The sequence below is a fragment of the Sanguibacter hominis ATCC BAA-789 genome, from assembly GCF_012396185.1.
Taxonomy (GTDB): Bacteria; Actinomycetota; Actinomycetes; order Actinomycetales; family Cellulomonadaceae; genus Flavimobilis; species Flavimobilis hominis.
Map to the genome: position 1 here is coordinate 95,775 of NZ_JAAXOW010000001.1, position 12,429 is coordinate 108,203.

Consider the following 12,429-nt stretch of genomic DNA (forward strand, 5'->3'; position numbering starts at 1 on the left):
GGAACACCATGCGCACGAAGCTCATCGCGGCCGGCACGGCCGCTGCAGCCATGGCCGCACTGCTCACCGGCTGCGGATCGTCCGACGACGACAAGCTCACGATCGGCATCAAGTTCGACCAGCCCGGGCTCGGCCTCCGCAGCGGCTCGGACTACTCGGGCTTCGACGTCGACGTCGCCCGGTACGTCGCCAAGGAGCTCGGCTACGAGGCGGACCAGATCGAGTTCAAGGAGACCCCCTCCCCGCAGCGGGAGAACATGCTCCAGTCCGGTCAGGTGGACATGATCTTCGCGACGTACTCGATCACCGACGCACGCAAGGAGAAGGTCGCCTTCGCCGGCCCCTACTTCATCGCCGGCCAGGACCTCCTCGTCGCAGCCGACAACACCGACATCACCGGCCCCGACGCTCTCGACGGCAAGAAGCTCTGCTCCGTGCAGGGCTCGACGTCGGCACAGAAGGTCAAGGACGACTACTCGACGGGCGTCCAGCTGCAGGAGTTCGACACGTACTCCAAGTGCATCGAGCAGCTCGCTGCCGGCACGATCGACGCCGTCACGACCGACGACATCATCCTCGCGGGCTTCGCCGCCCAGCCGGCCAACGCAGGCAAGCTCAAGGTCGTCGGCAGCCCGTTCTCCGAGGAGCAGTACGGCGTCGGACTGCCCAAGGACAACGACACGTGCCAGAAGGTCAACGACGCGATCACGAAGATGATCGAGGACGGGGCCTGGCAGAAGGCCGTGGACGACAACACGGCGGAGGGCTACACCCCCAGCGCCGCGAACCCGCCCACCCCTGCCGCCTGCAGCTGACCCTTCCCGGGCGGGCGCGGGGACGCGCCCGCCCGTCCCTCCTCCGACCACGAGGTGATCGATGACGACGCTCTATGCCGACGTCTCCTCGCTGTTCGCCCAGTACGACATCCTCGGGGCGTTCGCGATGACACTGCGACTGACCGGGATGGCGCTCCTCGGCTCGCTCGGGATCGGAACGGTCCTCGCTGTCATGCGGATCTCGCCGATCCCCTCGCTCCAGCTCGGCGGAGCGATCTACGTCAACGTCGTGAGGAACACGCCGCTGACTCTCATCCTCGTCGCATGCTCCCTCGGCCTCTACACGCAGCTCGGCATCGTGCTCGCGGACAGCTCGTCGCCGACGTTCATCGTGGACAACAACATCCGGCTCGCCGTGCTCGGCCTCTCGGCCTACCACGCGTCCTTCGTGTGCGAGGCGCTGCGGTCCGGTGTGAACACGGTCCCCACGGGGCAGGCAGAGGCCGCACGGTCGATCGGGTTGTCGTTCGGTCAGAGCCTGCGGCTCGTCATCCTCCCGCAGGCGTTCCGCGGCGCGATCGCCCCGCTCGGCAACGTGGTCATCGCGCTGACGAAGAACACGACCGTCGCCGCGACCATCGGGGTCGCCGAGGCGTCGTACGTCATGAAGGAGATGATCGAGTTCCGTCCTGACGTGATCTTCCTGGTGTTCGCGATCTTCGCGATCGGCTTCGTCGTGATCGTGCTCCCCGTGGGCGTCTTCATGACATGGCTGTCCCGACGAGTGGCGGTGACCCGATGAGCACGAACCCCTTGTTCGACGTCCCTGGGCCTCGGACGCGGCGCGCGTTCCGTGTCGCCAACGTGCTGGCCCTGCTGCTGCTCCTCGGCGGGCTGGCGTGGGTGCTGGTCGTGCTCGAGCGTCGTGGCCAGCTGACGGCGGCGAAGTGGGAGCCGTTCCTGACAGCAGGCGTGTGGACCGACTACCTCCTCCCGGGGATCGGCGGCACGCTCACGGCTGCGGCGTGGTCGGTCGTGTTCGCGGGGATCTTCGGCGTCGTCCTCGGGCTCGGCCGGTTGTCGCAGAGCCGCGTCCTGCGTGCTGTGAGCGGAGCGGTCGTGGAGTTCTTCCGGGCGGTCCCGGTCCTCCTGATGATGGTCTTCGTCTACCAGCTCCTGATCGTCTACCGGCTGGTGCCGTCAGACAAGCTCGCGCTGACTGCGGTGGTCACGGCACTGACGCTCTACAACGGCTCGGTCGTCGCCGAGCTGGTGCGCTCGGGCGTCCTGTCCCTTCCCCAGGGCCAGCGAGAGGCGGGGCTCGCGGTGGGCCTGACCCATGGGCAGACGTTGCGCAACGTGCTTCTCCCGCAGGGTGTGACGGCGATGCTCCCTGCTCTGGTGAGCCAGCTCGTCGTGGTGGTCAAGGACTCCGCCCTCGGGTACCTGATCAGCTATGCGGAGCTGTTGCGGCAGGCGGAGTACGTCGCGACGAACTTCTCGAACTACATCCCGGCGGTCATGGTGATCGCGGCGATCTTCATCACGATCAACTTCGCTCTGTCGACGGCTGCGGACCGTCTGGCGCGACGCCTGCGGTCGCGGACGTCGGGACGGCTGACGCCTCAGGCACCCGGGATGGTCACGAGCACGAGGTGACGGCCCGAGGCGCCGTGGCGCTGCGAGATCATCCCGCGGTCGCGCGGGCGCGCAGCTCCCGCACGACGGTGACCGTGACCTGGCCGAGGACGAGGTCGCGCTCGGCGATGTCACGGGCGATCTGGTCGGCAAGATCCGCGAGGGCGGAGTCCGGGACGGCGTCAGGCTCGACGACCACGCGAACCTCGTGCCCGGAGGCCATCACGACGACCCCGGAGACCCCGTCCACATGGCTGACGTGCCTCTCGAGCTCGTCCATCCGGCGGACGAAGGCGCTCGCGTCTTCGCGGCGCGCGCCGGGCCTGGCGGCAGAGATCGCGTCGGCGATCTGGACGATCACGGCCTCGATGGTCTCGGTGGGCACCTCGTCGTGGTGCGCCGCGATGGCGTTGACGATGACCGGGCTCTCGCCGTGCTGGGAAGCGAGCCGTGCCCCCTCCGCAGCATGCGTCCCGGCTCCACCCCGGCTCACGCCCTTGCCGAGGTCGTGGAGGAACCCCGCGCGCCGGGCGCTCTCGGCGTCAGCACCGACCTCGGCGGCGATCGCTGCGGCGATCAGGGCAGTCTCGACGAGGTGCTCCTGCACGTTCTGGCCGCCCGAGGTTCGGTAGGAGAGCTGGCCGACGATCGTCAGGAGCTCGGGTGCCAGGCCGCGGACTCCCGCTTGCTGCGCGGCCGCGAGCCCGCTCGCCTGGACGCGCTCTGCGGTCTGGCGGGTGGCCTCGGCCACCGCGGTCTCGATGCGATCGAGGTTGATGCGCCCGTCGGCGACGAGCCGTTCGAGAGCGACGCGAGCGACCTCGCGCCGCTCGGCGTCGAAGCACGACAGCACGACGTCGTCGGACTGGTCGTCGATGATCATCGTGACACCGGTGAGCGCCTCGAAGGCACGGATGTTGCGTCCGTCCTTGCCGATGACGGGGCCCTTGAGGTCCGGGGACGGGAGCGGCACGACAGACACTGCGGCCTGGGCGCTCGTCGGAAGAGAGAGCCGGCCCACAGCGTCGACGATGATCCGGCGGGCTCTCGCTTCGGATTCCTTGCGAACCTGCTCCTCGTGGCGCCGCGCCTTGTCGAGCGCCTCCTGGCGGGCGTCGTCGAGCAACCGCCGCACCAGCTGGTCACGTGCGTCGCTCACGCTGAGGCCCGCACTGTCGGCAAGCTGCTGGTCGACCTGACGCTCGAGGTCCTCGAGCCTCAAACGCTCGGACTCGACCGTGTCTTGCAGGGCTGCGATGGCCGCCCGATCTGAGACGAGCCGCGCTTCGACGCCCTCGAGCCGCTGACGTTCGGCCTCGACGCTGCGTTCCCGCTCGGTGACTCGCTCGTCGCGGCCCGCGACGTCCTTCGCCTGACCGATCGCGGTCTCGCGCACCGAGGCGGCATAGTCACGCGCCTGCTCGCGGACGGCTTCAGCCTCGCGTCGCGCGACGAGGACGAGGAGGAGTGCGACGAGGCAGGCGCCGAGCAGGACCAGAAGCAGGATGCTCGTCTCGACCGTTCCCATGACCCTCCCTCACGATGCGCACCGGACCTACGGGGCCATCCTTTCAAACGAATGTGGCCCGTGACGACCAGCCCAGGGTGTCGACATCAGTCTGCGCCGTCGACGACCTCACGGATCACCTGCATGGACACGCTCGACGAGTATCCCTTGCGGCCAAGAAACCCTGCGAGCCGTCGCCGGCGCGTGTCAGGGGGAAGGGACGTCATCCGGGCCGCTCTCGAGGCGGCGAGGCGTCGTGCGGCCATGAGCTCGTCGTCGTCGCCGACCTGGTCGAGCGCATCGCGCGCGACCGCCTCGGCGATGCCCTTGTTCCGCAGCTCCGCGGCGAGAGCTCGTCGTGACAGACCACGCTCGGTGAACCGGGTGCGGACGAGCGTGTGCGCGTACTGCACGTCGTCGATCAGCCCGACTTCTTCGAAGCGGTCGAGCACCTCTGCGGCGATGTCAGGGTCGACGTCCCGGTCAGCGAGTCCCCGCGCGAGGCGCGAACGGCTCTTGGCCGAGGCCGTGAGCGCCCGGAGCAGATACTCGCGGGCACGTTCGCGTTCTTCCTCGGGATCGGGCGCAGGCACGGTGGCGTCCCCTCCCTCCTCCGAGATGGACATGGCTCCGCCCTCGCTGCCCATGCGCACGGACGCGCCGTCCCGCCGTGCGGGCCGACGCGTCCGTGCGGCTGGGCGACTCAGAAGTCGACCTTCTTGCTCTTGGCGGCCTTGGTGGTCTTCGCCGCGGGAGCGTCAGCCACCGCGGCCGCGGGAGCGTCTGCGGCCGCCGGCTCGTCGGTGCTCGGCACGATCCCGAGCTTCTCAAGGATGCGGCGCTCGATGTCGGCTGCCAGCTCGGGGTTGTCGCGGAGGAACGACCGCGCGTTCTCCTTGCCCTGTCCCAGCTGGTCGCCGTCGCACGTGAACCAGGAGCCGGACTTGCGCACGATTCCCTGCTCGACGCCGAGGTCGATCAGGCTGCCCTCGCGCGAGATGCCGACGCCGTAGAGGATGTCGAACTCTGCCTGCTTGAAGGGCGGTGCCATCTTGTTCTTCACGACCTTGACGCGCGTGCGGTTGCCGACAGCGTCGGTGCCTTCCTTGAGGGTCTCGATGCGACGGATGTCGAGACGCACGGACGCGTAGAACTTGAGCGCCTTGCCACCCGTCGTCGTCTCCGGCGAGCCGAAGAACACGCCGATCTTCTCGCGAAGCTGGTTGATGAAGATCGCGGTCGTGCCCGAGGTGCTCAGCGCGCCAGTGATCTTGCGCAGCGCCTGGGACATGAGCCGGGCCTGGAGGCCGACGTGGCTGTCCCCCATCTCGCCCTCGATCTCGGCCTTGGGCACGAGCGCCGCGACCGAGTCGATCACGATGATGTCGATCGCGCCCGAACGGATCAGCATGTCCATGATCTCGAGGGCCTGCTCACCCGTGTCCGGCTGCGACACGAGCAGCGCGTCGGTGTCGACGCCGAGCTTGCGCGCATAGACCGGGTCGAGCGCGTGCTCGGCGTCGATGAAGGCGGCGATGCCCCCCGCGCGCTGGGCGTTCGCGACGGCGTGCAGCGCGACGGTCGTCTTGCCCGAGGACTCAGGGCCGTAGATCTCGACGATGCGACCGCGCGGGAGCCCGCCGATGCCGAGCGCGACGTCGAGCGTGATGGAACCCGTCGGGATGACCTCGACGGCTGGGCGGTTGTCGTCGCCGAGACGCATCACCGAGCCCTTGCCGAACTGGCGGTCGATCTGGCTGAGCGCTGCTTCGAGCGCCTTCTCGCGGTCAGCGGTTGCTGCCATGGCTGTCACCTCTGTGCTCGGGCGACCTGCTGGCCGCGCGTCTCCGGTCGTTCGTGCTGTCGTGCCGACACTAGGACCGACCTCTGACACCGTCGCAGGACGGGGCAGGAACGGTGCTTCCCGAGACGTGCCGACGCCTCTGAGGACAGACGATACCGAACATCTGTTCGAGAGGCGACGGTGCTCGCGCCCGGCGTGTCGGCGAGCCGCTCAGCGGCGCGGCGGGGCCTGTCGGTGCGGGTCGGTGCCCCATCGCTTGTCCTCCGGGACGCTCATCGCGTCGCACAGCGCGTGCCACACCACCCTCGGCTCCTCGCCGTCGTCGAGCGCCTGGACCGCAGTCCGGTCCTGGAGCGGGGGCAGCACCTGGTCACCCGTGATCGAGCGCCCGTAGGCGCGGCCGAACACGTCGTCGACCAGGTCCCAGAACTCGCGGTAGCGCACCCACCAAGCCTGCCACGCGACGGGAGCACCGCCGTGCCGTTGTCGGTGGTGAACGACACAATGTCCTGCATGAGCAGTCCTGAGGTGCGCAGCGAGCCCGCGGCACGCGAGCCGGCCGACACCCTCGCCGGCTTCCACCCGGCGACGCGGGCGTGGTTCGAGGGCGCGTTCGCCGCCCCGACGGCGGCACAGTCCGGAGCATGGGCGGCGATCGACGCCGGCGACCACGCGCTCGTCGTCGCTCCGACCGGCTCGGGCAAGACGCTCGCGGCCTTCCTCTGGTCGATCGACCGCCTCCTCGCACGCCCACGCCCTGAGGACGCGTCGATCGCCCCCGAGCCCGTCCAGGACCGGATCGTCTACGTGTCGCCGCTCAAGGCCCTCGCAGCCGACGTCGAGCGGAACCTGCGTGCGCCGCTCACCGGGATCGGCCACGCAGCCCGGCGCCTGGGCTTGACGATCCCCGACCTCACGAGCGGCGTCCGCACCGGTGACACACCGCCAGCCGAGCGGCGGCGCCTCGCGGTGCGGCCGCCCGACATCCTCATCACGACGCCCGAGTCGCTCTTCCTCATGCTCACGTCTTCCGCCCGCGACGGACTGCGTGGCACAGGCACGATCATCGTCGACGAGATCCACGCCGTCGCCGGCACGAAGCGCGGTGCGCACCTCGCGGTCTCGCTCGAGCGGCTCGACGACCTGCTCGACCGCCCTGCCCAGCGGATCGGGCTGTCCGCGACCGCCCGCCCGGTCGCTGTCGTCGCGGAGGTGCTGGCCGGGCACCGGCCCCCGGAGGACGGGGGCCGCGCCGTCACGGTCGTCCAGCCTCCCGCCCGCAAGCAGGTCGAGGTCGACGTCGTGCTCCCTGTCGAGGACCTCACGGACCTCGCGCGGCCGACGTCGGCGATGCCGGCACCGGACCCGACCGACCTGTCCGGCCCGGCCGCGGGCCCGCTCGCACGGCCGTCGATCTGGCCGCACGTCGAGGAGCGGATCGTCGACCTCGCACAGGAACGGCGCTCGACGATCGTGTTCACCAACTCGCGCCGCACGGCCGAACGCCTGACCGCACGGCTCAACGAGATCTGGGCCGAGCGGCAGGGAGAGACGGTCCCCGACCCGGGGGCGACGCACCCGGCGGCGGTGCCGGGCCAGTCCGGCACCGCCGCCGGCGCCGCCGGCGTCCTCGCGCGTGCGCACCACGGGTCCATGTCCCGGGCCGAGCGCACCTTCACCGAGACAGAGCTCAAGGCAGGCAGGCTGCCGGTCGTCGTCGCCACGAGCTCGCTCGAGCTCGGCATCGACATGGGCGCGGTCGACCTCGTCGTCCAGGTGGGCTCCCCGCCGTCGGTCGCGAGCGGGCTCCAGCGCGTCGGACGCGCCGGGCACCAGGTGGGCGCCCCGAGCCACGGCATCGTCCTGCCGACGTTCCGCGGCGACCTCGTCCCCGCCGCGGTCACGGCGGCACTCATGCGCGACGGCCAGATCGAGTCGCTGCACCCCGTGCGCAACCCGCTCGACGTGCTCGCCCAGCAGATCGTCGCGATGGTCGCGATGGAGGACCGTACGGTCGCCGACGTCGCGGCGACGGTACGGCGCAGCGCACCGTTCGCCCACCTGCCCGACTCTGCGCTCCGGTCGGTCCTCGACATGCTCTCGGGCCACTACCCGAGCGAGCAGTTCGGCGAGCTGCGCGCGCGACTGACGTGGGACCGCAGCACCGACGTCCTGAGCGCCCGGCCCGGCTCTCAGCGGCTTGCCGTGACGAGCGGCGGCACGATCCCCGACCGCGGCCTGTACGGAGTGTGCCTCGCGGGGCCGGGCGGCGTCTCAGGCTCGACCACGTCCGACGCCGTCCACACCGACGACGTGCCCGTGCGCGCCCGTGGTGGCCGTCGCGTCGGCGAGCTCGACGAGGAGATGGTCTTCGAGTCCCGCGCGGGCGACACGTTCACGCTCGGGTCGAGCACGTGGCGGATCGAGGAGATCACCCCCGACCGCGTCCTCGTCTCCCCCGCACCCGGCCTGCCCGGGCGGCTGCCGTTCTGGAAGGGCGACGCGCCTGGTCGGCCGGCAGAGCTGGGCCGCGCTCTCGGCGCATGGGTCCGCGCGCTGCCCGCCGCTCCCACGCGTCGTGCACGCGACGCTGCTCAGGAGGTCCTTCCCGCAGACCCGCGCATCCTCGAGCTGCGGGTTCAAGGGCTCGACCCGTGGGCGGCGACCAACCTGCTCACGTACGTCGACGAGCAGAGGACCGCGACCGGGACCGTGCCGGACGACCGGACGATCGTCGTCGAGCGCTTCCGCGACGAGCTCGGAGACTGGCGCATCGTCGTCCACTCCCCGTACGGGGCGCGCGTCCACGCCCCGTGGGCGCTCGTGCTCGCGGCGCGCCTGCGCGAACGGCTCGGTGTGGACGTCGCAGCGATGCACGCAGACGACGGCATCGTCCTGCGCCTGCCCGACGACAGTCCCGGTGGCCCCGGCCGACACGACCCGTCCGGGCCGCGTTGGACCGACTCGTCCGAGGCCCCCGACCTCGTCGAGGACCTCCTGCTCGACCCTGAGGACGTCCACCGCCTGGTACGCGACCACCTCGGCGGCTCCGTCATGTTCGCCTCGCGGTTCCGCGAGGCCGCCGCACGCGCGCTCCTGCTCCCCCGCCGGTCCCCCGACCGCAGGCAGCCCCTGTGGCAGCAGCGGCAGCGCAGCGCGCAGCTCCTCTCCGTCGCGTCCGGGCACGACCAGTTCCCGATCGTCCACGAGGCGGTCCGCGAGTGCCTCCAGGACGACTTCGACGTCGCAGCGCTCGCCGACCTCATGCGCGCCGTCGCGACGGGCGAGATCTCGGTCGTCCACGTGGACACGCCGTCACCGTCTCCCTTCGCGCAGTCGCTCCTGTTCAGCTACACGGCCCAGTTCCTGTACGACGGCGACGCGCCGCTCGCCGAGCGCCGCGCGGCCGCCCTCACGCTCGACCCGAACCTCCTCGACGAGCTGCTCGGCCGCACCGCGGAGGCGCAGGTCGCGGACCTCCTCGATGTCGACGCGGTCGCACGCACCGCGGCGGAGCTCGCCGGTCTCGCCCCTGACCGGCAGTCCCGGCACGCCGACGACGTCCTCGACATGCTCCGCCGGCTCGGGCCGCTCACGCTCGCCGAGGTCGAGGAACGCACCCTGCCCGACGTGCGCGACCACGCCGCCCGCTGGCTGGCGGCGCTCGCGGACGCGCGGCAGGTGTTCAGCACGAGACTGCCGGGTGCGGAGCGTCCTGACCCTGTGTGGGCGGCCACGACCGACGCCGCACGACTGCGCGACGGTCTCGGTGCCCCGCTCCCGGCCGGCCTGCCCGTCGACCTGACGGCGCCCGTCCCGGACCCTGTCGGAGACCTCGTGCTGCGCCACGCACGCACCCACGTGCCGTTCGCTGCGAGCGCCGTCAGCGCGCGGTTCGGGCTGCCCCCGGCCGTCGTCGACGACGTGCTCACCCGGCTGGCTGCTGCCGGACACCTCGTGTCCGGGCGTCTCCTGCCCGAGGCGCTCGGGGGCACAGGGCTCGAGCACTGCCACCGCGACGTCATGCGGGTGCTGCGGCGGCGGTCGCTCGCAGCCCTGCGCGCCGAGGTCGAGCCGGTCCCACCGCGGACGCTCGGCGTGTTCCTGCCGCGCTGGCAGCGTGTCGGCGCGCTCCGCGGCCGCACCGGTCTGCTCTCGTCGATCGAGCAGCTCGTCGGCGTCCCTGTGCCCGCGAGCGACCTCGAGACGCACATCCTCCCGGCGCGTGTCGTCGACTACGAGCCGGGCATGCTCGACGAGCTCACGACGTCGGGCGAGGTGCTCTGGTGCGGGCACTCGGCGCTCCCGGCCGCGGGGCGCGCGGCGGGCAACGGGCTCGTGTCCCTGCACCTCGCCGACACGGCGCACCTGACTCTGCCGTGGGACGGGCTCGCCGGCGGCGCCGTCGGGACCCCTGAGCCCGAGGACACGACCGCCGCCGTGGTCGAGCGCCTCGTGCGGACAGCGCTCGACGGCGCCGGGGCCTTCTTCCTCGACCGGCTCGTCGACCGGGTCCGCGACGTCGGCGACGCCGCCGAGCTCCCCGTGGACCTCACGGCGGCCGTCCGCGACGCACTGTGGCACCTCGTCTGGGCCGGGCGGGTCACGAACGACTCCCTCGGACCTGTCCGCGAGCTCCTCGGCCCGACCCGGTCCCGCGTCAGCCGCACGCGCACCGCACGGCCGGTGCGCCGCGGCCGGACGGGCCTTGCGGCGCTCGCTGCTGCGAGCAGCGCAGGACGCGCCGGGGCGCTCCACGGCGGCGGACGTTGGTCGCTCCTGCCGCGCGCCGAGCAGGACCCGACCGTGCGCGCCCACGCGCTCGCGACCGTCCTGCTCGAGCGGCACGGCGTCGTCACCCGGGCGCTGGCGGCCGCCGAGCAGGTCAGCAGCACCCAGATCGGTGGCGCCTTCCGGGTGCTCGGTGCGCTCGAGTCGCAGGGTGAGGCCCGGCGGGGCTACTTCGTCGAGCACCTGGGCGGCACCCAGTTCGCGCTCCCGGGCGCTGTCGACACGCTGCGGCAGGACGCGCGCGACCTCGAGCGTGCCGCCGACGGCGGCTCCGCGAGCCCGTCGACGCCAGCATGCTTCGTGCTCGCCGCGACCGACCCAGCCAACCCGTACGGCGCAGCGCTGCCGTGGCCGCCGCCGGGCGAGGTGGCCCACCGACCGGGCCGCAAAGCGGGCGCGGTCGTCGTTCTCGTGGCCGGGGAGCTCGTATGGTTCGTCGAGAAGGGCGGCCGCACGGCGCTGTCCTTCACGACGGACGACGACGTGCTCGGGGAGGGCGCGGCTGCGCTCGCCGAAGCCGTGCGCGAAGGCCGTCTGGGACGGGTCACCCTCAGCAGGGTCGACGGGCACGAGGTGTTCGGAGCGTCGAGCCCCGCCCTCGCCGCACTCCTCCGCGCTGGGTTTGCCGTGACGCCGCGAGGGCTGCGCGTCTCGGCAGGGAGCAGCCGTGCCTGAGGGCGACGTCCTGCGACTGACCGCCTCGCGCCTCCACCAGGCGCTCGCGAGCACCACGCTCTCCCGGGTCGACCTGCGCTGGCCCGGGGTCGACGACGCGACGCTCCGCGACGGACGAGTCACGGAGGTCGCCGCGTACGGGAAGCACCTCCTCGTGCGGACCGACCACGGGTGGACGCTCAGGACGCACCTGCGCATGGAGGGTTCCTGGCACGTCGCACGGACCGGCTCCGACCAGGCCCGAGGGCGCTCACCCTTCGTGCGCGCCGTCCTCGGCAACGAGACGTGGACTGCGGTCGGCTACCGCCTCGGGATGCTCGACCTCGTCCGCACCCGCGACGAGCACACGCTCCTAGGGCACCTGGGGCCAGACCTGCTCGCGGACGACCTCGCCGTCGACGTCGATCTCGTGCGCGAGCACCTGCTCGGTGACGAGCCGCAGACCCCGGTCGCGGAAGCGCTCCTCGACCAGACCCGGCTCGCCGGTATCGGCACGATCTACGCGTCGGAGAGCCTCTTCGTCGCGCGCGTGCACCCGTGGGAGCCGCTCGCGAACATCCCTGAGGAGCAGCTCGCCCTCGTCCTGTCGACCGCCCGCGAACTCATGCTCCGAGCGGTCGCTGAGGGCCTCGGTGCCCGCGCGAGGCTGGTCCACGCACGCGTAGGGCGGCCGTGCGTGCGCTGCGGCACGGCTGTCACCGTGCGGCAGGCTCGCAGGCCGCCCTTCGAGCGTCCGATCTTCTTCTGCCCGCGGTGTCAGCGAGGGCAGGGTGGGTGGACCTGACGGCCGCACCGGTGCGGTCGGCTCAGCCGACCGGGGTGAGCTCGCGCCGCGAGCTCGGGTACCTGTCGACCGCCGTGGCGAACTCGTCCGGGACCGTGTCCGGGATGAGCAGACCCTCGGCGACGGCTACGCGGTCGCTGACCTCGCGGAGCACGAGCGAGAGCGGCAGGTCCAGCGCCTCGCAGATGGAGCCCAGGAGCTCGGAAGACGCTTCCTTCTGCCCGCGCTCGACCTCGCTCAGGTAGCCCAGGGACACACGTGCCGACGAGGACACCTCACGGAGGGTTCGCCCTTGCCGCTGGCGCGCATCGCGCAACACGTCCCCGATCTCTCGTCGTAGGACAATCATCAGACGCCCCCTCTCTGCTTGTCGGCCGCCCGCGTTCGGTGCTGTGCACCGCCGTTCGTAGCGACGTCGGTCCGGCTGGTAGTTCTACGGTACCGCCGACCGCCG

Annotated in this window: 10 protein-coding genes; 5 read left to right on the forward strand and 5 right to left on the reverse strand. The window is 71.7% G+C overall.

The window, feature by feature from the left end; translation table 11 throughout:
* The first annotated feature begins 8 nt into the window (after positions 1–8).
* The 3 genes from HF995_RS00460 (at position 9) to HF995_RS00470 (ending at position 2,435) form a co-directional block, all read left to right on the forward strand.
* Positions 9–815 carry a glutamate ABC transporter substrate-binding protein gene (locus tag HF995_RS00460; RefSeq protein ID WP_168445885.1) on the forward strand — a complete coding sequence of 269 codons (807 nt, stop codon included), beginning with the start codon at positions 9–11 and terminating at the stop codon, positions 813–815.
* 61 nt (positions 816–876) lie between these two features.
* Entirely contained in the window at positions 877–1,578 is a 702-nt protein-coding gene (locus HF995_RS00465; RefSeq protein WP_168445886.1) for an amino acid ABC transporter permease, read from the forward strand.
* A complete protein-coding gene (locus HF995_RS00470; RefSeq protein WP_168445887.1) occupies positions 1,575–2,435 on the forward strand; it encodes an amino acid ABC transporter permease in 861 nt (286 codons plus the stop codon). Before HF995_RS00465 ends, HF995_RS00470 begins: the two co-directional genes overlap by 4 nt.
* A gap of 28 nt (positions 2,436–2,463) precedes the next feature.
* On the opposite strand, the gene HF995_RS00475 is transcribed toward HF995_RS00470, so the two are convergent.
* The 4 genes from HF995_RS00475 to HF995_RS00490 form a co-directional block, all read right to left on the reverse strand.
* Positions 2,464–3,942: an HD domain-containing protein gene (locus tag HF995_RS00475; protein WP_168445888.1), complete on the reverse strand. Its 1,479-nt coding sequence runs from the start codon at positions 3,940–3,942 to the stop codon at positions 2,464–2,466.
* Positions 3,943–4,028: 86 nt separating this feature from the next.
* Positions 4,029–4,547, reverse strand: coding sequence for a regulatory protein RecX (locus HF995_RS00480; RefSeq protein ID WP_168445889.1), 519 nt, complete (start codon positions 4,545–4,547; stop codon positions 4,029–4,031).
* A 77-nt stretch (positions 4,548–4,624) separates the two neighbouring features.
* Positions 4,625–5,725 (reverse strand): recombinase RecA, encoded by a 1,101-nt coding sequence (gene recA / locus HF995_RS00485; RefSeq protein WP_168445890.1) that lies wholly within the window; start codon positions 5,723–5,725, stop codon positions 4,625–4,627.
* A 210-nt stretch (positions 5,726–5,935) separates the two neighbouring features.
* On the reverse strand, positions 5,936–6,169 hold the full coding sequence (locus tag HF995_RS00490; protein WP_168445891.1) for a DUF3046 domain-containing protein: 234 nt from the start codon (positions 6,167–6,169) through the stop codon (positions 5,936–5,938).
* A gap of 69 nt (positions 6,170–6,238) precedes the next feature.
* On the opposite strand from HF995_RS00490, the gene HF995_RS00495 reads away from it, so the two are divergent.
* Positions 6,239–11,191 carry an Lhr family ATP-dependent helicase gene (locus tag HF995_RS00495; RefSeq protein ID WP_210727035.1) on the forward strand — a complete coding sequence of 1,651 codons (4,953 nt, stop codon included), beginning with the start codon at positions 6,239–6,241 and terminating at the stop codon, positions 11,189–11,191.
* A complete protein-coding gene (locus HF995_RS00500) occupies positions 11,184–11,975 on the forward strand; it encodes a DNA-formamidopyrimidine glycosylase family protein (protein ID WP_168445893.1) in 792 nt (263 codons plus the stop codon). The genes HF995_RS00495 and HF995_RS00500 overlap by 8 nt, the downstream gene beginning before the upstream one ends.
* 22 nt (positions 11,976–11,997) lie before the next feature.
* Here HF995_RS00500 and HF995_RS00505 read toward each other — a convergent pair whose 3' ends face one another.
* Positions 11,998–12,324, reverse strand: a complete 327-nt coding sequence (locus HF995_RS00505) for a helix-turn-helix domain-containing protein (RefSeq protein ID WP_168445894.1) — start codon at positions 12,322–12,324, stop codon at positions 11,998–12,000.
* Between the last annotated feature and the right edge of the window lie 105 nt (positions 12,325–12,429).